General features: G+C 62.1%; 19 protein-coding genes and 1 pseudogene. 17 read left to right on the top strand and 3 right to left on the bottom strand.

Features of this window, described 5'->3' with window-relative positions:
* Positions 1–248 precede the first annotated feature (248 nt).
* The 7 genes and pseudogenes from P5W98_RS04360 to P5W98_RS04330 all read left to right on the top strand — a co-directional run bounded on the left by P5W98_RS04360 (position 249) and on the right by P5W98_RS04330 (position 6,033).
* Positions 249–1,124, top strand: a complete 876-nt coding sequence (locus tag P5W98_RS04360; RefSeq protein ID WP_434718074.1) for a tyrosine-type recombinase/integrase — start codon at positions 249–251, stop codon at positions 1,122–1,124.
* 18 nt (positions 1,125–1,142) lie between these two features.
* Entirely contained in the window at positions 1,143–2,312 is a 1,170-nt protein-coding gene (locus P5W98_RS04355; RefSeq protein WP_434718073.1) for an IS91 family transposase, read from the top strand.
* 849 nt (positions 2,313–3,161) lie between these two features.
* Positions 3,162–3,315, top strand: a pseudogene (locus P5W98_RS04350) (IS6 family transposase); the annotation flags it as partial.
* 10 nt (positions 3,316–3,325) lie between these two features.
* Positions 3,326–3,688 (top strand): HNH endonuclease, encoded by a 363-nt coding sequence (locus P5W98_RS04345; RefSeq protein WP_434662032.1) that lies wholly within the window; start codon positions 3,326–3,328, stop codon positions 3,686–3,688.
* Between the two features lie 562 nt (positions 3,689–4,250).
* Positions 4,251–4,406 carry a hypothetical protein gene (locus P5W98_RS04340; protein WP_156992751.1) on the top strand — a complete coding sequence of 52 codons (156 nt, stop codon included), beginning with the start codon at positions 4,251–4,253 and terminating at the stop codon, positions 4,404–4,406.
* A gap of 679 nt (positions 4,407–5,085) precedes the next feature.
* Complete coding sequence (locus tag P5W98_RS04335; protein ID WP_434662030.1) at positions 5,086–5,298, top strand: hypothetical protein; 213 nt, start codon at positions 5,086–5,088, stop codon at positions 5,296–5,298.
* Positions 5,299–5,607: 309 nt separating this feature from the next.
* Positions 5,608–6,033 carry a HipA N-terminal domain-containing protein gene (locus P5W98_RS04330; protein WP_434662029.1) on the top strand — a complete coding sequence of 142 codons (426 nt, stop codon included), beginning with the start codon at positions 5,608–5,610 and terminating at the stop codon, positions 6,031–6,033.
* 334 nt (positions 6,034–6,367) lie between these two features.
* Here P5W98_RS04330 and P5W98_RS04325 read toward each other — a convergent pair whose 3' ends face one another.
* On the bottom strand, positions 6,368–9,313 hold the full coding sequence (locus P5W98_RS04325; protein WP_434718370.1) for a putative bifunctional diguanylate cyclase/phosphodiesterase: 2,946 nt from the start codon (positions 9,311–9,313) through the stop codon (positions 6,368–6,370).
* A 130-nt stretch (positions 9,314–9,443) separates the two neighbouring features.
* Positions 9,444–10,238, bottom strand: coding sequence for an N-acyl amino acid synthase FeeM domain-containing protein (locus tag P5W98_RS04320; protein ID WP_434662025.1), 795 nt, complete (start codon positions 10,236–10,238; stop codon positions 9,444–9,446).
* A 658-nt stretch (positions 10,239–10,896) separates the two neighbouring features.
* On the opposite strand from P5W98_RS04320, the gene P5W98_RS04315 reads away from it, so the two are divergent.
* The 6 genes from P5W98_RS04315 to P5W98_RS04290 all read left to right on the top strand — a co-directional run bounded on the left by P5W98_RS04315 (position 10,897) and on the right by P5W98_RS04290 (position 17,106).
* Positions 10,897–12,444 carry a methyl-accepting chemotaxis protein gene (locus P5W98_RS04315; RefSeq protein WP_421025180.1) on the top strand — a complete coding sequence of 516 codons (1,548 nt, stop codon included), beginning with the start codon at positions 10,897–10,899 and terminating at the stop codon, positions 12,442–12,444.
* Between the two features lie 432 nt (positions 12,445–12,876).
* Complete coding sequence (locus P5W98_RS04310) at positions 12,877–13,155, top strand: hypothetical protein (RefSeq protein ID WP_434662024.1); 279 nt, start codon at positions 12,877–12,879, stop codon at positions 13,153–13,155.
* An 889-nt stretch (positions 13,156–14,044) separates the two neighbouring features.
* A complete protein-coding gene (locus tag P5W98_RS04305; protein WP_434662023.1) occupies positions 14,045–15,379 on the top strand; it encodes a Fic family protein in 1,335 nt (444 codons plus the stop codon).
* Positions 15,380–15,641: 262 nt separating this feature from the next.
* Positions 15,642–16,064, top strand: a complete 423-nt coding sequence (locus P5W98_RS04300) for a hypothetical protein (protein ID WP_434662021.1) — start codon at positions 15,642–15,644, stop codon at positions 16,062–16,064.
* An 88-nt stretch (positions 16,065–16,152) separates the two neighbouring features.
* Positions 16,153–16,539, top strand: coding sequence for a hypothetical protein (locus P5W98_RS04295; RefSeq protein ID WP_434662020.1), 387 nt, complete (start codon positions 16,153–16,155; stop codon positions 16,537–16,539).
* Positions 16,540–16,773: 234 nt separating this feature from the next.
* A complete protein-coding gene (locus tag P5W98_RS04290; RefSeq protein WP_434718369.1) occupies positions 16,774–17,106 on the top strand; it encodes a hypothetical protein in 333 nt (110 codons plus the stop codon).
* Positions 17,107–17,202: 96 nt separating this feature from the next.
* On the opposite strand, the gene P5W98_RS04285 is transcribed toward P5W98_RS04290, so the two are convergent.
* Positions 17,203–17,448: an H-NS histone family protein gene (locus tag P5W98_RS04285; protein ID WP_434662435.1), complete on the bottom strand. Its 246-nt coding sequence runs from the start codon at positions 17,446–17,448 to the stop codon at positions 17,203–17,205.
* 560 nt (positions 17,449–18,008) lie between these two features.
* Between P5W98_RS04285 and P5W98_RS04280 the strand changes: the two genes are divergently transcribed.
* The 4 genes from P5W98_RS04280 to P5W98_RS04265 all read left to right on the top strand — a co-directional run bounded on the left by P5W98_RS04280 (position 18,009) and on the right by P5W98_RS04265 (position 21,189).
* A complete protein-coding gene (locus P5W98_RS04280; RefSeq protein WP_421073909.1) occupies positions 18,009–18,785 on the top strand; it encodes an ABC transporter substrate-binding protein in 777 nt (258 codons plus the stop codon).
* Between the two features lie 160 nt (positions 18,786–18,945).
* Positions 18,946–19,635, top strand: a complete 690-nt coding sequence (locus P5W98_RS04275; RefSeq protein ID WP_421073788.1) for an ABC transporter permease — start codon at positions 18,946–18,948, stop codon at positions 19,633–19,635.
* Positions 19,636–19,654: 19 nt separating this feature from the next.
* Positions 19,655–20,377 carry an ABC transporter permease gene (locus tag P5W98_RS04270; protein ID WP_035527343.1) on the top strand — a complete coding sequence of 241 codons (723 nt, stop codon included), beginning with the start codon at positions 19,655–19,657 and terminating at the stop codon, positions 20,375–20,377.
* 29 nt (positions 20,378–20,406) lie between these two features.
* A complete protein-coding gene (locus P5W98_RS04265) occupies positions 20,407–21,189 on the top strand; it encodes an ABC transporter ATP-binding protein (protein WP_434718368.1) in 783 nt (260 codons plus the stop codon).
* Positions 21,190–21,303 lie beyond the last annotated feature (114 nt).

Below are 21,303 nucleotides of genomic sequence, written 5' to 3'. Positions count from 1 at the left end.
ACGCGGCGCAGCCATGGTGACAGTTGAACGGCGGTGCTTACCGCCGCCCTAGCCATTCGGGGAGACCCTTTCAAGGGCGTTCGACTGACCGCTATGCGGCACAGCAGATGGCCGTTGTGGGTCGATGAACGAAACCGCTCGCGCGGTAGGGGCTCCGGTCCAACACTGGAGGTTAGGGTGAAGCCGGTCACGCGGTTTTATGTTGGCGAATGAGGCAATCCGCCTCGTTCTTCAACAGGAGCCGAATCATGACCTCCTCCCAACCAGCCGTCAGCCCGCTGCGTCAGCGCATGATCGACGACATGCGCATGCGCCAGCTTGCTCCGAAGACGCAAGCCAACTACCTGCGCATCGTACGCGAGTTCGCCCGATACCTCGGGCGCTCGCCTGATACCGCCACCGTCGAGGACCTGCGGGGTTACCAACTGCATCTCGTCGATCACGGCACGTCACCCATTTCGCTGAACGCCGCGATCACCGGGCTGAAGTTCTTCTTCGAGATCACGCTCCGCGAGCCGGAACTCATGGCCCGGATGCAGCCGGTGCGCGTGCCCCGCACGCTGCCGGTCGTGCTCAGCCCCGATGAAGTGCGGCGGCTGATCGCCGCCACGGGCAACCTCAAGCACCAGACGGCCCTCTCGGTCGCCTACGGCACCGGACTGCGTGCCAGCGAAGTGGTGACGCTCAAGGTCACCGACGTCGACAGCCAACGCATGACGCTGCGCATCGAACAAGGCAAGGGCCGTAAGGACCGCTACGCGATGCTCTCACCGGTGCTGCTCGAGCGCCTGCGCGTCTGGTGGCGCGTGGCCCGTGCGCAGGGCAAGATGCCTGACGGCGGATGGCTGTTTCCCGGGCTCGACCCCGTTGATCCGCTCACGCCGAGGCAGCTCAACCGTGCCATCCATGCTGCCGCCGAAGCCGCGCAGATCGACAAACGCGTCTCGATGCACACGCTGCGTCACAGCTTCGCCACGCACCTGCTCGAGCAGAAGGTCGACATCCGCGTGATCCAGGTGCTGCTCGGCCACAAGAAGCTCGAGACCACCGCACTTTACGCGCAGGTGGCCACCGACCTGCTGCGCGAAGTCACCAGTCCCCTGGAGCGCCTGCCAGCCAACTAGCCCTGTGATGCACTCCCCGTGCTGGAGGTCGCGGACATCTTCCGCGCCCACGGTCCGGCGTGGCGACGTACGGTACGCCTGAGCCTCGGGCAGCTGAAGGTCATGTCAGCCATCGAACAGTGCCGCAGCGCGGCACTGGGCGGACATGTGCTGCGCTGTACCGGCTGCGCGCGCACCGAGATCGCCTACAACTCCTGCCGCAACCGCCATTGCCCGAAGTGCCAGGGCAGTGCCGCACGCCGCTGGCTCGAGGCACGCCAGGCCGATCTGCTGCCGCTCGAGTACTATCACGTGGTCTTCACGCTGCCCGCGGCCATCAGCGCGATCGCCTGGTACAACAAGCGGGTCATCTACGGGCTGCTGTTCGACATCGCCGCAGACACGCTGCGCACGATCGCCGCCGATCCGAAACACCTCGGCGCCCAGATCGGCGCGACACTCGTGCTGCATACCTGGGGCTCGGCACTCACGCATCATCCGCACGTGCATGGCATCGTCCCGGGCGGGGGGCTGTCGCCCGACGGCGAGCGCTGGATCGCCTGCCGGCCCGGCTTCTTCCTGCCGGTGCGCGTGCTCTCGCGCCTGTTCCGGCGCCGCTTCCTCGAAGCCCTCCAGGCGGTTCACCACCGCGGCGAACTGCAGTTCTTCGGCGAGTATGCAGCGCTCGCCGATACGACCGCCTTCGCCCGGTGGCTCGCGCCCCTGCGTGCCTGCGAATGGTTTGTGTACGCCAAGCGTCCCTTTGCCGGGCCGCAAGCCGTACTCGAATACCTCTCGCGTTATACGCACCGCGTCGCGATCTCCAACCAGCGTCTGCTCGCCTTCGATGAGCGCGGCGTGACCTTCCGCTGGAAGGATTACCGTGCGACGGGACGTACCCGCTACAAGACCATGACGCTGGAGGCCGGCGAGTTCATGCGTCGCTTCCTGCTGCACGTGCTGCCAGGCGGCTTCCATCGCATCCGCCACTACGGCCTGCTCGCCAACCCGGTGCGTCGCGCCAGTCTCGCGAAGGTGCGTGAGCTGCTGCACGTCGTGCCGGAGTTCGACACGCCATCCGACCACACCGTCATCGACACTCCGCCCACCTTCATCTGCCGGCACTGCGGTGCCCCGATGATCGTCATCGACATTCTCGCGCGCACCGCACCGATCCGTGCGCCACCCATCCCGCGGGCCGCAACATGATTGCTACGGTTCAGTGCCTACCAGAACGAACGTCGGCCTTGCGGCAACGCGGCCTGCGAGCGGACGTTCGTGCCCGCCATATCAAGCTCTCCCTCACACGTCCACTTCACCACCGCCATCGCGCCAATACTCCGCGTCGTCCAGGCACCATGGCACTTCCAGCATCCCGTTTGGGCCGCCTCGCTCTAACAAGGCTGAGGACGCCGGGCCATCAATCGCCATAGCCTTCGAGAATTACCACCGCCTCGGATCACTCCGCGGTTTCCTCCCTCGAGGCTTATTCGCCGCCTGCCCGCACGCGTCATCGCGCGCTCACCGTAATGGCAACGAGGGCAGGCATCGAATAACCCTTAACGGGTCCGGCCGACCGCGTCAGGCGCTAGCCGACCACCAAGAGAGAGCCACCATGCAGGTTCGAACGACCCAGGCGCCGCCGAGTCCAGTCATTCGATGGAGATGCGCTACTGTGCTGCGGCCTCCTGCCTGAGCTACTGCAAACATAACCGCGATACGCCGAAAGTTTAAAAGCGCGTCGTCCTGTCAACCCTGCCAGCCCGAGGGCGACCATGCGAGGGGGGCGAATTGAGACGTTGCTAGCTCTGGCGCATGCAAAGCTGCTTGCGAGCACAGAGCCGACACAGGGAGGGGTGCCGGGCGGTAACGGTTTCGTTGCCACCGACACTTGAGCAGGCGCGGACCTCAAGAAGGCCCCGTACCTCGCTTGCAGGCTCGCGTTGCCATCGGCGCCGGCCGTAGAGCACATTAAATCTATACGCACGGCTCCGATCGCAGCCCCACAAGGCCGCGCTGGTGACAAGATCATTCAGTTCTACGGGTCGAAACGATGGTGAACGGAGTCTCTCGCTCACGCACACGAAGATCCTGCATGGTGCGGCGCTTTGCGCCGGAGTTTGTCAAACGCTGGAATCGCTTTCGGGCGGTGGTTCGGGCGAGCCGCCAGACAATAAACTTCATGCTCAGCGCCAGGCGCGACGTAACGGCGCCTCAAGGACATGATCGAACTGTGGGAAGGCCAGTGCGCAGTGACTGGCGCTTACACCTTGGGAGCGCTGGTCGCGAGTCATGCCAATCCATGGACGGACAGCACCGATGTAGAGAAATTGGACCCGAGCAATGGCTTGGTGCTCGCGTGCACTTTGGACAAGATCTACGACTGCTACCTTATGTCTGTCCATCCCGAGACTGGCGAGCTGCTCTTCTCCGATGCGATCGACGCGGCAAAACGTGCCCGTCTGGCGGGGGACCATACGCGCCTGCGCAAGACACCCACGGCAGAACAGGCTGTCTACCTGGGGGCGCACTACCAGCGCTTCCTTGCGAAGAAGACGGAGCGCTCCTCCAAGCTGCGCAATTAGCCTGAAGGTCTTGCGGGTTCCCGCCGGGAGCCTTACGTGGCTGGCTGGTGGTCGTCCGATTTCCCGTGCCGCCTGAACCAGCGGCAAAGTCTCACCACTGGCCTTCAATGGCGTTTGTGCGTGCCCGTATAAAGCACGGACGCAAACGCGATCGAAGGGACTAGCAGAATCACGGCTAGCACAATGTAATGGTCCATGGAATCTCCTACGCGCCATTGGTGGCGTGCGTATCCCATGTTAAGCCTATTTTTAACACATTGCCGATGGTGGTCTAAAGCACAGTGCCGCACTGCTCGTTACGGCCTACATAGACCTTTCAATCACGAAACGCTGCTCAAGAATTAAGCACCCACCGGCGACCGGGTGTCGCACTGCACACACGGGTAAAACCTTTATAGTGGCTGGGTTTGGGTCGCCCCTCTTTTTGCAGTGCGGTCCAGATCGCCAGGCGCGATCGGACCCCGTGTGCGGCCTTGCCGGTTATCGACAGTCATGGCGCCGAAGTGATTCGGCCCCCTGTCAGCTTCGCCAGTTTCTGCCTACACCTCGAAAGGAAGTCCCTGTGAAATACATTCCCCGCATCGCCGCATCTGCTGCCCTCGTCGTCGTCGCTTTCGCTGCTGTCACGTTCGCCCAGATCAAGTTCGCTCCGGATTCCGCCGACAACAACCCGGTCGCCCGGATTGTCCTCAACGTTGAGTCGCAACTGAACGGCTGAGCCCCGCCGTCAAAGACAGGCGGCGTCGTCCTCGGCGCTCTCGCGCCAGTCGCCACCCGTCCCGCGGCACCACGCGCACTGCTGGCAGGCAGTGCCAAACTCGTGTTTGAGCGTTTCCAATCCCTCGTCGCACGCCGGATTGCTGCACGGAAAGAACGTCTGCATTTCTCCCCCCCTGAGCGTGCACCAAAGCGCCCGCGCACACGATTTAAAAGCCCGTCGCCATCCACATGGGATGTGCAGCGGGCTGCACGGATCGTCCTGAACGTCGAGTCGTGGAACGGCTAACACGCCAATCGAAGGCGCCGCGCGCATGGCGCAAATCGGATTCTCTGCGTCATAGATCTGCAACGCCTGGAGCACGATCCAGCGACGTCCCTCGCTGCGCTTGCGCGCGCGGAGCACCGTTACGAGCGGTCGCGGTTGGAGGGGCTGCGCCGTCAGTGGCAGTTGCGCTTGGCAGTTGCGCCTGGCAGTTGCGCCTGGCAGGTCCCCATGCGATACCGAAGCCGCCACCCATAGTCGGGCCCATTGTGATCATTGGGGCGTTCACCCACTGGAAAAAGCGCCGCCTTGTCACGGCGCACCCCACAAGCGGTCAATGGCCCCACCATTGCACGGACACTCGAGCGTCGGGTTGCCGCCTCGCTACAGGCCTTCGCGGGTCGACCGTTCGACAGTGTCTACGAGACACGGCGGGTCAGTCGCGCAAGCGCGCCGCGCAGGCTTGCGCACGCGCCCCTCACTCGTGCGCGGTCTCGTGCATCCCCCGCGCATCATGTCGCGCTTTCCCGCGCGCGGCTCGACTGCACCGCGCCCGCGCTGCTCGTCTGCGAGCGAGGTCGTGCACGGCACGAGCACCGTGCACGCCGCGCAGTGCCGAGCATCGTAGCGCCAACGCGCATGCGTATCTGCTCGCGCAACTGCTCGCGCGCGCCACCGTGCCCGGGCCGCTCGCGAGCGCTGTCGCGCACGGCACGAGCATAGCGCCCACCTCGCTGCGCGCAAAGTCGCCCTGCGACCGCACGTTTTTTGCACTTCAGTCCAGCCCGGTGGCTCCGAAACCATGCGATTGAACGGTTTTTTTGTTAGTGGGCTCGCCTGACGCGCGCGCGAGCGACACCCTCACGCGCGCGCGCAACGTTCTCGCGCACGCCGAGGGCGCCAGCGAGCAAAAGACCGGTAAAGGGAATGCCCGCAAATGACCGAGCGCGCCCTTCTCGCCTCGATCGATCACCAACTGATCGGCACGCTGCATGAAAACCAGAACCTGTGGGCGTTCGAATATGACCCGGCGTGGCTCGCCAATCCCGATCGGTACGCACTGAGCCCGCACCTGCCCCTGCAGGCGGAGATCCTGTGCGATGGTGCCACCCGGCGTCCGGCACAGTGGTACTTCGACAACCTACTCCCGGAAGAGCGAGTGCGCGAGTTGCTCGCGAGCGACGCGAAGCTGCCGGACGTGAATGACGCCTTTGCCCTGCTCGAGTACTACGGACGGGACTCAGCCGGCTCGGTCACCCTGCGTGCGCCCGAGGCGGCCACCGAAGGCGATCAGGAAGCGAACCTGCAGCCACTGAGCGACAAGCGCTGTGTCGGCGTCGCTGATCTCTGCGAAGACTGCTGACGCCTTCAGGTGACTCAATCCTGCCGCCCGTTCGCCTTCAGGATAATCGAGCGCGACGGGCACATGCAACACCGCCCGAATGCCCGTCAGATGCCCATACTTGCTGCGACATCGTGTGAAACTCACCGGGGAAGTTCCTCACTTCACGCACGCACTGGCGCGCAGGTACATGCCCACGAGATTCGCGACAGCTTCCGCTCGATGCAATCGTCGCCGTGGTTGTCGATCTATCCGTCGCGTGTAGCGCAGCTGGATGTGGGTCGACTATGCAACCACGCGCTCGGGTATAGCAACGTCGGAGGCCGTGGGCTGGTGCGTGGTGCGGCAATTCATTTCACACCGCACCCTCCCGCTCCATGAACTCGTCATCGGCGCCACCATTCAGCGTCTGCTGCTCTTCCAGATAGCGCGTGACCTCCGCCTTGCTCACGAAGCCCGCTGCAGAGGTTGCAGCGAGAATGTCATCGGTTTCCTGTGGCTTGGCGATTGCGTAGCCCTGCACATAGTCGACCCCCAGTTCGTCGAGCGCGCGCAAGGTCTCGACATCTTCAACCCATTCGGCGATGCTGCGCATGCCGAGGTTACGCGCAAGCGTAATGATCGCCTCGACGATCGCAATGTCGGCCGGATGGTTACACATCGTGCGCACGAACTCCCCGTCGATCTTCAGGGCATCGGCCGACAGTTTCTTCAGATAGCGTAACGACGTGTGGCCCGCACCGAAATCGTCGATCGCTATCTTTGCACCCATCCCATGCACGCGCGCAATAAAGCGTTCGGTGTGTTCGAGATCGTGCAATGCCACGCTTTCGGTGATTTCGATGCAAAGGTAGTGGATGACGTCCTCGTGACGCGAGAACAGCTCAAACAACTCGTCGAGGAACTGCTCGTCGTTAAGCGACCCGCCGCTCAGGTTCACGCATACGAAGCGTGTCGTGGAAAGCGAGGCGCGGTTTTCACGCAGCCATGCCAGCGTCGTCGAGAGCACCCAGCGATCGATCGCGGTGATGGTGCCGGAATCCTCGGCAGCGGCGATCAGTTTCGCGGCTGTCGCAACCGCGCCGTCCGGCATGCGCAGACGCAGCAGCACCTCGAAGTCGAGCGCCTGCGTCGGCGCACGCATGGACATAATCGGTTGCATCACGAGGAACAGCCCATCGGGCAGCCGGCTCTGCCCCAGCGCCTCGATCAGGCTGATTTCAGCGGCACGCTCCTCGAACACTGGCGCGTCCTTGCGAAATGCGACTAGCCGCGCACTACCCCCTCGCTTCGCAGCGCGGCACGCGCGGTCAGCGTGGGCCAATGCATCAAGGACCCGTGCACCTTCCGAGCACTCGACCAGGCCGATCGATCCCCTCACCTGAAATGCCCGCGTGTCGAAGTGAATGGGTGCAGAGTTCAATGTCACGACAAATTCGCGACAGCGCTTGATTGCATCGTCGATCGCCACGTCCCCGAGGACGCACACGAATTCGTCACCGCCGATGCGTCCGATCGGGACATCGGAGCCGAGATGCTCAACGAGGTAAGCGGCGACCTGCTTGAGTATTTCGTCGCCGGTCCCATGACCAAACAGGTCGTTGAACTGCTTGAACCGGTCGAGATCCAGGTATGCGAGTGCCCACGGGCCCGTTTCGCCGCTTTGCCGGCCGATTGCATGTTCGATGCCACGACGGTTTAGCAGCCCAGTAAGCGGGTCGTGCTCGGCGAGAAAGTGCAGGCGCTCCACCGCCTTCGACCGGTCCGTCACGTCCTCGAGCGACCCCTCGATGAATCCGTTCGCCCGGATTGCCCGCAGCGAGTACCGCCGGGCGCCAGTCCTCGTGCCGGCGACGCCGTCGATCTCGATTGACGCGGAGTCTTCCCTTTCCAGGAGTTCATGCAGGGCTGGCTCAGCGCCAGGCGCAAAATAGTCGGCCCATCGATACGAGGTATAGCGCTGTTGAGGCAGTTCGAGCATCGCATGCAGCGCCGGATTGGCGCGCACGAAGCAGCTCTCCCCGTTCAGCGTGAAGAGACCGATCGGCGTGACGTCATACGTGTTGCGCAGCTCGATCTCCATTTGCCGCCGACGTTCGCGCTCTTCGCGCATACGTTCCGCAATGGCAAATGCACAAAGCATGCTCGAAGACAGCGCCGTCACGACAGGACTCAGGCCCCCGGCCAGCGCTTTCAGGCCAAGTGCTGCGGCAAGCACCTGCGACAGCGTCGCAAACAGCACGATGGCCATTGACGCGACATACCAGAGCACCGTGCGCGATCTCGCCTTGATCACCAGTTGCACGAGGAAGTAGGTCAGCACGAGTATGCAGAAGCTGGCGCTTGCCCACAGCACCGGAATGAAGTGTGCGTAATTTAATGCGAACGCAGCGACCATCAGCACACAGCCGCCGTACCGGACGGCCTGCAGACTCCAGCGCAGGCCGATTTCCCGGAGTTCGCGGCGAAACAGCTCCACGAAGAGCGTCGTGGTGAGTACGTAATAGGCTGCGAAGGTGAACTGCCGCAATAGCGCGATGTGCTCCGGCGGGATAACCCTGCCCATCCATTCCGTATCAAAGCCGACCGCGTTGGCGCTCAACCGGAGGTTGCCCACGAGCCACGCGGCGAAGATCACGTAGGTCCATTCGCGATTGATGATTGCCGTCACGAACACGAAGATCGCGAGCGTGAGCAGGCCGCCGGTGATCAGCGATACCTCCTGCTGGAAATCAAGCGTTGTAATCTCGAGCTTGTCGCGGCTCGACGCGGAGGCGGTAATGTACGCTGGTCCTGAGAAGGTACCCCGGCACAGGATCGGCGCACGCGCGACGTGGTCGTCGACCCTGAGTGCAAATCCCGCCTTGTTGGCGCGCATCTCGCCGCTCGTTCCGTAGCGGTCGCCCGTGCCGAGCAAGGTGAGAACGGGTGCCGTCTGCCAGCACGACAGCGCCTGCGCGTGCCTCGACGGCAGATCGATGAACGTGACACCTCCATCGGCGGTGGCTGGCGCTTCCAGCAGGAACCAGAACGGTGTTTCCGCGAGATGGGTACTGAAACGTGCTGTGGGCGCGGTATCGCGCAGGCGTGCAATGGCGACGGAGGGTGACAGTGTCGCCGACGGGTCCGCAATCACGGGAAAGCTGATCGGGACCACCCCGGTCGTATCGAACTGGCGCGGCGCCCAGAACAGAACGGCAATGCTGCCAAGCGCAATCACAAATGGCGCGACGTACACTGAAAACCACTGGAAAGACCAGCCGGTCAGCCTGTCCCGGAACGCCCACTTAAGGCCTGTCATCTGCTGCCCTTCCCCAATGACTTCATCCCCGATTTTCCTGTAATGCTACGATGGCCGGCGACAAAAGCACGACTGTGCTGACGCCGCCGACCTTTTGTCCGCCAGATTGCGTTCGGGCGGACTTCGAGCCTTACGCTTCGCTCAGCGTGCGCAGACGGCCAGATGCGCTGGCCGCCATGCCACCACACTCAACGCCGTGTCCGGCTTCACCCTGCTTCGGCGCGACGCTGACATCGATATCGGGGTGATCCGTTTCGAAAAAGAACCCGAAAAATGAATGATTGACCTTCGCCCAGCGCTGACGAACCAGGGCAACCGGCTTCGCCATTACGCGATGCGGCATCCCTCCCACGTGCGCCATCGGCAGGAATTCGTTCTGGCCGTACACATCCTCAAACAGCATCGCGTCGTATTCCCGATCGAGTGGTGAACGCGCCGTAATCAACATCCAGTCGATCCCATTCTGTGCGCAATACATGTAATACGCCTTGCACAGCGCCACCTTCACCATCCTGCCGATTGCACCGTGCGCCACACCGAGCCGTGTTGCCTCGGCGAGGCGCGCGTTACCCAGCCAGTCCGGCAGGCTGACCGACTGTTCAACAGCAAGTGGACCGAACGCATTGGTCTGCACCCGCATGGTGCCAAGCGGGCCACCATCCAGCCGTGACTGCGCGAGTAGCACGACCGTGCCAGGCGAGCCGTCAAGCGGCTCCACGCCCATGGTCTCGGCAAACTCCGGCAAGTGGCGCCGATAGGCAGCACGACGCATCTCGACGGCCTTCTTGAGGTCAGCCAGATTGCTTACCACCTTGATCGTAAACGGCAGCGTCTCTGTTTTCTTTACGTTACCCTGATTAAAAGATTCTCCAATAGGCCTATAAGCGCCAATTTGCGACAAAACGACCGAATCGATGCGGTCCATGTCAAACCCCGTAGGTTAATGAGTAAGAAGTACGTCACCATCGAAGTAGCGGCGCCGCTTCGATGGCGACAAACTAGAGTCTCATGAACCCAAAGGCGGTGATATGCGACGACCGGAAAATTCAGAAAGCTTCTTTTGAATCAGTGTTTTGGCATCCGAAAGAATTCTAAAAATTCGCATATCCGTTTTTTGGACTGTGGCGGCGAACGTTGGGCAAAACGTTTGCGGAAGACTGATTCGATACGCGACAGCTGCAAGGGGAACCTGACATGGGCGCCCCTCCCTGCGCCTGCAATAGCAGATGCTCACTTTCAGATGCTGGTGGTTCCGCGCCCGGCGACGACACAAATGTCCTCTGCATTTCAACTTAAGCAGTTTGCCTAAGGTCTACAGGTCGCAACTCCAACGCCAGATCAACGGGTAGAAAGCACCCTGGAGCGCCGACGTCGCCTCCCCCGGATGCGATCGCACATCCAGTGACGCGGCCCCGTGCTTGACACCATGCCTCGCAGGCGCGGCATGGCGATTAGCCGTGTCACAAAAAATTCACTCACCGTTTCAGCGAATCGGTCGTAAAAAGACGCGCTGCTGTCGCGGTAGCCAATCATTCCGGATTTATGCCCGTGCCGTGCACGGTGCGCGTCTTTGCGAGACTTTTATGCGCAAGCTCACTATCAAAGCCCGACTTGTTCTGCTGAGCACGGTGGTCGTTCTCGTCTCGCTGTGTATCGGCGCGGTGGGTCTGTTTGGTGTATCGACTTCGATCGGCACGCTTCAAACCATGATCGAGGGTCGCGTCCAGGCGCTACAGGCGATCTCGACGATCGACGAGCTGGTCACTGAAGCGAGCTTTTCGGTCAGCGACGCCATCCTCGATCCGTCTGCGCAAAAGACCCAGCTCGTGGTCGAAGGCACGACGAGCCGCATTGCGCGCATCGACTCACTCATGCAGGCCTGGTTATCCCACACGGATTCCGGAGATGACCGCCGCCGCGCCGAGGCCTTCTCCACGAACTGGACCACGCTGCGGGACAAGGGCCTGCGTCCCGCAGTGCAACTGCTTGCGGCGAACAGTCTCTCCGAAGCGCAGTGGGTACAGACGCAGATTATTGATCCTCTCTCGAAGACGGTGAAGACGCAGGGCGCGCAGCTGCGCGCGCTCGAGCTCGCCGATGCTCAATCGGAATATGAACGCGCGCGCAGGACGGGTCAGGTGGTCGAATGGTTCGTGGTCGGGCTCATCGTCGCTGGGCTCGTCGGGGTTGCCGCCCTGTGTGCCTCGATGGCAAGCAGTCTCTTTCGTGACCTTGGCTCGGAACCGTTCGTGGCTGCGCAACTCGCCAATCGCGTTGCCGCAGGCGACCTGTCAGTCGAGGTCGTGGTCAGGCCCGGCGACACGCGTAGCGTGCTCTACGCCATGAATGTCATGCAGCAACGGCTCGCCGCGATTATTGGCGGCATCCGCGATTCAGTTGAAGCCATCGCAAAGGCAACCGCGCAACTCGCCTCGGGAAACGGCACGCTTGCACAGCGCACCGAAGAACACGCGGCCAGTATCCAGCAGACCTCGTCGAGCATGGAGCAGCTCTCCACGATGGTGCGCTCGAATGCAGGGCATGCCACGCAGGCACGCACGCTCGCCGGCATCGCGTCGGCAAAAGCCGGCGACGGTGACCGTGCCGCACGCGACGCAGGCGAGCGCATGCGGGCGCTTGCGCAGCGCTCGGCGCGCATTCAGGAAATTACCTCAGTGATCGATGGAATCGCTTTCCAGACGAATCTGCTGGCATTGAACGCTGCCGTCGAAGCTGCGCGCGCCGGGAGCCAGGGGCGAGGCTTCGCCGTCGTCGCGCAGGAAGTGCGCGCGCTCGCTGAACGCAGTTCAGGCGCGGCGAAGGAAATCGATACGCTCATCAAAGAAATGACAGCAGAGGTCGATCAAAGCAATCAGGCCGTTGAAGCTGCCGCCGCAACCATCGTTGATCTGCTGGGCACCGTAAGAGGGGTCGCCCAACTTGTTGATTCGATCGCCGATGCCTCAGAGGAGCAGAGCACCGGCATCGAACAGGTGAACGCCGCCGTCACCGTGATGGATCGTGTCACCCAGCAAAACGCTGCCTTCGTGCAGGATGGCGTTCAGGCGGCCAGCGCACTGCGAGCACAGGCAGAAACGTTACACGCTGCGGTACGCGCATTCCAGCTGTAAAAGTCTACGGAGTCCCGACTGGCCGCGCCGATATGGGCGGGGGCAGCTTGCCCAGGCGGATCGCTTCCATACTATCGACGGTCGTACATAATCACCAGGCTCATTGATCGAAGTGAGGCGGACTGACTCCATCGCGTCTCATCACGCAACTGATGATGATCGGAAGTCGTCGCGCCGGTTGCGGCCGCGTCCGTGCCTTACCGACCGCCGGGCCGATGCAGGCCATCGACCCCAGTCTGGCTCCTGTCCGCACGCCGCGAACACCCGCCCGCCGTATGGCGGGCCGCCTCCCAGCGAGCTGAGCATCGCGTTGCGTAACGGGAAGCGCTGTACGTCTTCGTCCGTGATTACGCCTGACTCGCCGCTCCACATTGGCGCGAGGGTTGCGTCCAGTGTGGCGCATCCATTTCATTGCCTCTGTGTAGCCACCCAGTGAAGAGCGTCGTCCGTGACTTCGCCGGACGCTATCGGATCAACGCCGAGCGCACGGCAAACATCATGCGCGAATTCGTCCATGGCCAAAAGGCAAGCCGGACTATCGGGTGGGAAATCGCTTGGGTTTTTCTTGCCCTGCGCTTCGCGGATCGCGCGAATGCTCGCTTCGAGCGCCCGCGCTTCCGCAAAAATGGAGTCGCCCCAGGAATGCATTGGATGTTCGTGTCTCATGCCGTAGTTTTCGGCAGCGGCGCGCCAGACTTTAGTGCATATTGAATCTGGTCCTGGCGTGCCCTCAGGACGGTGCAGGGCCATCACTGTTTCCGCTTCCCCGCGCAGTTGCTTGATCCCCCCCCGGAAAAACGGAGCCGGGCATGCCAAAGGAAACCCGGCCCATGTCGTTATACCGGAGCGACAGTCCAGCTGGCATGCCCGCTGCGCCGGTGAACGATTCCCGGAGCGGCGACACCTGATCCGCTCAACGGGAAGCCGCGCCTTTTACTGCCTCGCTGTCGTGCGCCGGTTCGGCACCTGCGGGGGAATTCAAATGTTCCTGAATGGGGATGGTCGCTGGCATGCCGTACACGGGAAAAACCCGGTTTCTCGAGAAACGACGCCGTTTTGGGGACGCTGAATAGCTGCATCTTTTCCTGGAAAGTGCAGCACAAAGCTCACGCCCGAATTCATGAACTCGGCGGTGCCGGGAATCACGCAGCCAGTCTCCTCGCTGAGCACGACGAGCCGGACAAGCGGCGTGTCGCCCGCGCACCCGACAAAATCCACATGATTCTAGTGATATCGCGAAGCATCATTCTAGTGAACATAAAAGACATAATTCTAGTGATGCAATGAAGCATCATTCTAGTGAAATGACGGGAAATGGCTGCTCCACACGAAAAACTAGCCAAGTCCCTTCGCGTACTCAAGACCCTGCAAGATGAGGGCGTGGGGGTATTTCAGGCGTCCGCCCTGCCAGCCCTCACGCGTGTTCACCGGCAGCGGCTGCTCAAGGCGGGGTTTCTGAAGCCGGTCATCAAGGGGTGGTATCTCGCCAACAACCCTGAAGACTCAGACGGAGACTCCACGCACTGGTACGCGAACATGGAAGTGTTCGTGTCGGCCGTCGCGCTTTGGTCGGGACTGGCAGCTCAGTGCCGAGCTCTCGGTGCTAAAGCACAGCGGCCACACCAGCATCGCCAAGCAGCTGCAGATTCAGTCGCCGTCTGCAGACAACCAGCCCCAATCGCTGCCCTTTGACTGCTCCATCTTTTTCTACCGTGTTCCCCCCGGGCAGCTGGTGCCAAGACGCACGCCGGACGCCAGCGGAATACTGCTCATGCCTTTGCCGGAGGCGCTGATCCGGGTGAGCCCAACGTTTTTCACGCAGCACGAGATGTCCGCGCAGATTGCCATGCGGCAGGTCGACATCACGCAACTCATCGAAGCACTTCTCGCGGGGGGCCATAGTGTGGTGGCAGGCCGGCTGGCAGGTGCGCTTCAGGCGGTCGGTCGTGCGGCTGAAGCAAACCAGCTGGTGTTCACCATGCGGGCCGCCGATTTCAACGTGAATATCGAGAATCCGTTCGAACGGGCTCTCATGCCGATTCGGGGTGGCCGAAACGAGTCTCCATATGTCATGCGTATCCGGGCAATGTGGTCCACCATGCGCGCGACAGTCATCCGTCTGTTCGAGACGGTGCCGCGCGCTGAGCCAGTTGAAGCAGACGCACTGATCTCCGACATCACGGCCCGGTACGTAGCGGACGCGTATCACTCGCTGTCCATCGAGGGTTATCGCGTCAGTGCGGATCTGATTGACAAGGTTCGCACAGGGAGGTGGAGCCCCGAGACGAATCCAGATGACAGACAGACCCGGGATGCCACGGCGGCGAAGGGATACGCCGAGACTCACGCGCACGTGAAGGCGCTCATCGGTCGTGTCGTACGGGACGGTGAGCGGCCAGCCGATGCTTTCGTCGCGGACTTCTTCCAGTGGTATCTGGCGCTCTTCTCGCCCAGTGTGCAGGCCGGCATTCTCAAGGTCGGTGACCTCGCGGGCTACCGGAACAACCAGGTGTTCATCCGCAACGCACTGCACGTCCCGCCAGCGCCCGACGCTGTGCGCGACTGCATGCCGGCGCTGATGGAACTGATCGAGCAGGAGGATCATCCGGGCGTTCGGGCGGTCCTGGGTCATTTCATCTTCGTGTTCATCCACCCCTATATGGACGGCAATGGCCGGCTGTCGCGCTTCATCATGAATTTCATGCTGAGCACCGGTGGCTACCCGTGGACGATCGTTACGGTTCAGTCGAGGAACGCCTACCTTGCTGCCCTTGAGCAGGCGAGCACGTATCAGAATATTGAGCCCTTTGCGAGACTCATCTGCAAGCTGATCACCACTCAGGCGAGCACGCCCGTTGAGCGCATCACGCAACGCCCCGAGTCAGGCAGTTGGACGGCGGTCGCGGCAGCCGCGCGAGACGAAGGCAGCGGTTGAACGAAGGCAGCGGCCAGGTCTGCCATGAGGTAACACATTGAGATGTTCGCCGGTTCGTTAGTCTTGTCCGGTTCGTTAGTCTTGTCCGTTTCATTCGTCATGCCTTTCGCTTCTTCGTGGTCACGGCTCGCCAAATGGAACGTCGGACCGCCACGTCGCGTGCAACTGGCACGATAACCTTACGTCACATGGGTGTCACGCAACCCGCAGGCAGCGATCGGCCACACAGGTGCTCTCGACGGGACAGCCTCGATCTCCGACAATGGATCTTCATTTCGCCGTCGCCATGGTACGAACGATGAGAAGAGGGGCGTTCTCCACCGTTCTGTGCATCGCGCTCTTCGCCGGCAGTACAGGCGCTTCGGAGCCCTCACAAAGGCCACCTGGACCGGTCATGATGGTCGATTTCGATTACTGGCCCAGGGACCTGCCGCGAATCCGGGTACTGGAACACCGTCTGGAAAGCGCGATAAGGCGTGCGCATGCTGGCGAACTCGGCGAGACCGAACTTCATCTCGACGGCAATGACGGCTACATCTACATGTACGGCGCTGATCCCGATCGACTGTATGTCGTGGCAGGTCCGATCCTGAAATCGTCCAGACTGATGGCGGATGCAGAAGTCACGAAACGGTATGGTGCGCGCACGGAAACGTTCACGATCCATCGCGGCAGCGTTCGATAACGACTTAACTATCGAACCCGCACACATCGCTCAGCGGGACTTTCCCGCGAAATATCCTGCTCACGCTTACTGACGGCAGACGCGCTGAATGAACGTCGACAATCACCTCTCAGAAGAGCCCCCGCTGCCTGGCGTCGCGCGGCGGCGGCAGCGAGACCTTCGCGCGTCGTCCGGTACGCCTTGTCGCGCGTCGCCGGACGTGCGCCACAAGCTCTATCCGGCCGTCGGCCGCCTCCAGCATCAGCGAGAACAGGCTCACGCCTTCCGGGCCCACACCCGCTCGAGCGCGCAACGATGCCCGCATGGCCAGGCGGCGCGCGCGATCAAGGAGCTGGGCACGGCTCATGCCGGGCCAGCACGCAGCGATCAGTTGGACGACAGAAGGTGGAAGGGATTCGGGTGCACTCCCGGATGGCAGCGCGAGCGCAACGAGTTTGAAACGAAGGTCAGCCATAACGTGCAGGGATACGCGTGAATGCTTGCACCGGAATCGTACGACACACTTATCCTGCCGTAAAACTTCGTACGCCACAATCGCATACTGCAATGGCTCCGTTTCTGCGGCTGCGCGCGTTTGCGCCGCACGACGCACTTTCACGCCCGCCATTCACGCCGCTGAGAAGGCAACGATCTTCGTGAGCAGAGCAATTGTCTGCACGGACTCGCAGTGATCCGAACGCGGGCATGAAAACGGTGGATAGCAGCGGGAATGTACCTGCTTTCCACGCGCCTGATAGCAGGTAATTCGCAATACAGAGCAACGTTTTCTGCAGCGCTCCCCCAGGAAGCGCGCTGGATCAAGCGGCGGTCATTGATGCGGCACTGTTACAAGCGACTGCATTTGCGCGGACTGTTCGAGGTGGATATGGCCATGCAGCCTTCCCGCGCAACTGCCCCGGTGGGCGAGCTCATACGCTGGGAGTGTATTGGCGAGCAGCACGATCGTGTCGGTCACCGCGTCGGCGCGCGCGGGTTTGCCACCTGCCAGATCGTGAACCACGTGAAAACCCCGCTGTCGACCTTGCCGGCACGCACGGCGTGAAAACGCGGCGTTGCATCTGGAAGGATCTGTTTGCCAGCATCTGCTCGCATGGGCCACCGGGGCCGAGCCAGGAAAAACATCGCGGAGTGCGATACGTTATTCTGAAATCAGAAATCGCTCGCGGTTTTTTGCGCCCTGGATCCGGTCAGGTGCTCGCCCCCTCCCCGACCATGTCGCTCCGCTCCGTGGGTCCCGATATTTTGCGAGCGACAGACTTTTCGGAGTTTGACTTCTGCCGGCACGACGGCCAAAAACCTCCTGTTCCGTGAAGCCGTACTCCGCAACCTTGGCCCGAATATCTTCGAGAACCATCTGGAATTCCGCCTGACGGGCGGCGGTCAGCTAAACCTGAAGTTCGGCCATCTGCTCTTTGAGTTCTTTATAAGTCGCCTCGATCTGTCCCCTCTTTGCCCCCCCCCCCGCAAGACAATGATAGTGATTTCCGGACGACGTTGATCGCTGCGTGGACATGCAGCCAGCCGGGCCCGAAGGGGACCGTCAGCATGAGGTCAGAATGCGGACGCCGCCGGTTGAAAGCCGACTTCGGGAGACCTACTCCCATCTTCAGTACAGCACCGCAGGCTCTCGCCTACGTTCGTGACACACTAAGTCTGCGAATCCCGCGGCGTTTTTCTTGCTGAAACGGCGCGCGAAGCGACGGCTGACCGCGCGGGACCGCGCATCGGGTAAAATACCGCGCTTTTCAGACGCCCGGTCAGGAACAGTCCGGCAGGCCCATCAGAGACAAGCAACCGGCGCTGTCCGCGTCCGACCCGCATTTTTGATCGCCTAAAATGACGGCGCCCTTACAACGCGGCGCCCGCCCGGCGTCGCGCCCGTATCCGCTTTGCATGGGACCGGAGTCACGCGCCAAAGCGCGAATTCTGGTCTACAGGAGAATGATGAAGAAGTTCGCAGTGTGCCTCGCACTCGCCCTGTTGGCGGGCAGCGCCGCGGCCAAGGAATGGAAGACCGTGCGCATCGGCGTCGATGCGAGCTATCCGCCGTTCGAATCCAAGAACGCCAGCGGCCAGATCGTCGGTTTCGACGTCGACCTGACCAAGGCCCTCTGCGCGCGCATGAACGTGAAGTGCGTCTGGGTCGAGAGCGACCTCGACGGCATCATTCCGGCGCTCAAGGCCCGCAAGTTCGACGCGATCGTCTCGTCGCTGTCCGTCACTGATCAGCGCCGCCAGCAGATCGACTACTCCGACAAGATGTTCGACGCGCCCGCGCGCATGCTCGCCAAGGCCGGCTCGCCGCTCCAGCCCACCGTCGCCTCGCTCAAGGGCAAGAACGTGGGCGTCGAGCAGGGCTCGACCCAGGAGGCCTACGCGAAGGCGCACTGGGCCGGCAAGGGCGTGAACGTCGTGACGTATCAGAATCAGGATCAGGTGTATCAGGACCTGATGTCGGGCCGCCTCGATGCGGCGCTCCAGGACGAGGTCCAGGCCGACTTCGGCTTCCTGAAGACGCCGCGCGGCAAGGGCTTCGCGTGGGCGGGCCCGGCCGTGGAGGATCCGGCGACGATCGGCGACGGCACCGCGATCGGCCTGCGCAAGGAAGATACCGACCTGAAGGCGAAATTCAATGCGGCGCTCGCCTCAATTCACAAGGACGGCACGTTCGACCGACTCGCGAAGCAGTATTTCGACTTCGATATCTATAAAGGCAAGTAAACAACAAGACGGGGACACACGGCGCTCATGGGCGCCGCCGTCGCGAAGCACGCGGCCAGCCACGCCGGCCGCGCATGAACCGACTTGAACCGCGGCAGTCTCTGCCGCGCCTTTCGCGGGGCGCCGTCCAGCGTTGCGACGCCCCGTTGAGGACTCACCTATGTTTCTTCAAGGCTACGGCCCGCTGATCCTCGCCGGCACCTGGCAGACCGTCAAGCTCTCGGTGCTCTCGCTCGCGCTCTCGTTCCTGCTCGGGCTGATCGGCGCGGCGGCGAAGCTCTCGAAAAACCGCGTCGCGTATGGCGCGGGCACGACCTACACCACGCTCATTCGCGGCGTGCCCGATCTTGTGCTGATGCTGCTGCTTTTCTACAGCATCCAGATCTGGCTGAACATGCTCACCGATTACCTGGGCTGGGACCAGATCGACATCGACCCGTTCCTCGCGGGCGTGATCGTGCTGGGCTTCATCTATGGCGCGTACTTCACCGAGACCTTCCGCGGCGCGTTTCTCGCGGTGCCGCGCGGCCAGCTCGAAGCGGGCCACGCCTATGGCATGACCAACTGGCAGGTGTTCACGCGCATCATGTTCCCGCAGATGATGCGCTTCGCGCTGCCCGGCATCGGCAACAACTGGCAGGTGCTCGTGAAATCCACGGCACTCGTCTCGATCATCGGCCTCGCCGACGTCGTGAAGGCCAGCCAGGACGCCGGCAAAGGCACCTTGCGCTTCTTCTTCTTCACCCTGCTCGCAGGCGCGATCTATCTCGTCATCACGACCGTCTCGAACTTCGTGCTGATGTATCTCGACAAGCGCTACTCCACGGGCGTGCGCAAAGCGGATCTCTGACACGCGAGAGGCCAAGACCATGCAAGACTTCGTCCAACTGATCCAGCAATACTGGCGCAACTATCTCTATAGCGACGGCTATCACTTCACGGGCGTCGCCATTACGGCGTGGCTGCTGGTGATTTCGATCGGCATCGGCTTCTGCCTATCGGTGCCGCTCGCGGTCGCGCGCGTCTCGAAGCGCAAGTGGCTCGCGCGGCTCGTGTGGCTCTACACGTATGTGTTCCGCGGCACGCCGCTCTACGTGCAGTTGCTGCTCTGCTACACGGGCCTCTACAGCCTCGACATCGTGCGCAACCACGAGCTCACCAGCGCGTTCTTCCGCAGCGGCATGAACTGCACGCTGCTCGCATTCGCGCTCAACACCTGTGCGTACACCACCGAGATTTTCGCGGGTGCGATCAAGGCGACGCCCTATGGCGAGATCGAGGCCGCGCGCGCCTATGGCATGTCGCCCTTCACGCTGTATCGCCGCGTGATCCTGCCTTCGGCGCTGCGCCGCGCGCTGCCCTACTACAGCAACGAAGTCATCCTGATGCTGCACGCCACGACCGTGGCGTTCACGGCCACCGTGCCCGACATCCTGAAGATCGCGCGCGACGTGAACTCGGCGACCTACCAGTCGTTCGGCGCGTTCGGCATCGCCGCCCTGCTATACCTGATCATTTCTTTCACGCTCGTCTGGCTGTTCCGCCAGGCCGAGCGCCGCTGGCTCGCGTATCTGCGACCTCAAGGTAAATGAGGGCAAGTGAGCCCGCACCGAGGTATTTGATGAATTCCCAGAAGCAAAAACTTTTCGTCGATTCGCTCCACAAGAAATACGGCGACCATGAAGTCCTGAAGGGCGTTTCGCTCAAGGCGAACGCCGGCGACGTGATCAGCGTGATCGGCTCGTCCGGCTCGGGCAAGAGCACGATGCTGCGTTGCATTAACTTCCTCGAACAGCCGAACTCGGGCCGCATCATCGTCGACGGCGAGGAAGTGGCGACCCGCGCCGACAAGCGCACCGGCGCGCTGCACGCCGCTGACCTGAAGCAACTGCAGCGCGTGCGCACCAAGCTCGCGATGGTGTTCCAGCACTTCAATCTGTGGTCGCACATGAACGTGATCGAGAACGTGATCGAGGCGCCCGTGCACGTGCTCGGCCTCTCGCGAAAGGAAGCCGAGGAGCGCGCGCGCACGTACCTGGAAAAGGTCGGCCTCGCGCCGCGCGTGGAGACGCAATATCCCTCGCACCTCTCGGGCGGCCAGCAGCAGCGCGTGGCGATTGCGCGCGCGCTCGCGATGAACCCCGACGTGATGCTGTTCGACGAGCCTACGTCCGCGCTCGATCCCGAACTCGTGGGCGAAGTGCTCAAGGTGATGCAGAAGCTCGCCGAGGAAGGCCGCACGATGATCGTCGTGACGCACGAGATGGGTTTCGCGCGCAACGTCTCCAATCATGTGATGTTTCTGCACCAGGGCCGCGTGGAGGAAGAAGGCGTGCCAGCCGAAGTGTTCGCCAGTCCGAAAAGCGAGCGCCTGCGCCAGTTCCTCTCGGGCAGCCTCAAGTAAGCCGGGCCATCATGTAGTCGACTACATGCCGTCGCGGCAATGTAGTAAAAGTAGTATTTCAAGGCGCTTTCAGCGCCTTTTCTTTTTACCTTCCAAATCCCGTTCGAACGCCCC

Origin of the sequence: Paraburkholderia sp. A1BS-2L (assembly GCF_051125205.1) — a bacterium.
Lineage (GTDB): Bacteria > Pseudomonadota > Gammaproteobacteria > Burkholderiales > Burkholderiaceae > Paraburkholderia.
Note: the sequence above shows the minus strand (reverse complement) of the source record. Positions and strands in the feature narration are given on the sequence as shown.

What these genes read in the sequence shown, in the direction of transcription:
- P5W98_RS04270 (WP_035527343.1), top strand. Translation starts at nt 19,655, where the DNA reads ATGCAAGACTTCGTCCAACTGATCCAGCAATACTGGCGCAACTATCTC.
- P5W98_RS04360 (WP_434718074.1), top strand. Translation starts at nt 249, where the DNA reads ATGACCTCCTCCCAACCAGCCGTCAGCCCGCTGCGTCAGCGCATGATC.
- P5W98_RS04295 (WP_434662020.1), top strand. Translation starts at nt 16,153, where the DNA reads ATGAACGTCGACAATCACCTCTCAGAAGAGCCCCCGCTGCCTGGCGTC.
- P5W98_RS04320 (WP_434662025.1), bottom strand. Translation starts at nt 10,238, where the DNA reads ATGGACCGCATCGATTCGGTCGTTTTGTCGCAAATTGGCGCTTATAGG.
- P5W98_RS04275 (WP_421073788.1), top strand. Translation starts at nt 18,946, where the DNA reads ATGTTTCTTCAAGGCTACGGCCCGCTGATCCTCGCCGGCACCTGGCAG.
- P5W98_RS04300 (WP_434662021.1), top strand. Translation starts at nt 15,642, where the DNA reads ATGGATCTTCATTTCGCCGTCGCCATGGTACGAACGATGAGAAGAGGG.
- P5W98_RS04265 (WP_434718368.1), top strand. Translation starts at nt 20,407, where the DNA reads ATGAATTCCCAGAAGCAAAAACTTTTCGTCGATTCGCTCCACAAGAAA.
- P5W98_RS04345 (WP_434662032.1), top strand. Translation starts at nt 3,326, where the DNA reads ATGATCGAACTGTGGGAAGGCCAGTGCGCAGTGACTGGCGCTTACACC.
- P5W98_RS04280 (WP_421073909.1), top strand. Translation starts at nt 18,009, where the DNA reads ATGAAGAAGTTCGCAGTGTGCCTCGCACTCGCCCTGTTGGCGGGCAGC.
- P5W98_RS04325 (WP_434718370.1), bottom strand. Translation starts at nt 9,313, where the DNA reads ATGACAGGCCTTAAGTGGGCGTTCCGGGACAGGCTGACCGGCTGGTCT.
- P5W98_RS04330 (WP_434662029.1), top strand. Translation starts at nt 5,608, where the DNA reads ATGACCGAGCGCGCCCTTCTCGCCTCGATCGATCACCAACTGATCGGC.
- P5W98_RS04315 (WP_421025180.1), top strand. Translation starts at nt 10,897, where the DNA reads ATGCGCAAGCTCACTATCAAAGCCCGACTTGTTCTGCTGAGCACGGTG.
- P5W98_RS04290 (WP_434718369.1), top strand. Translation starts at nt 16,774, where the DNA reads ATGTACCTGCTTTCCACGCGCCTGATAGCAGGTAATTCGCAATACAGA.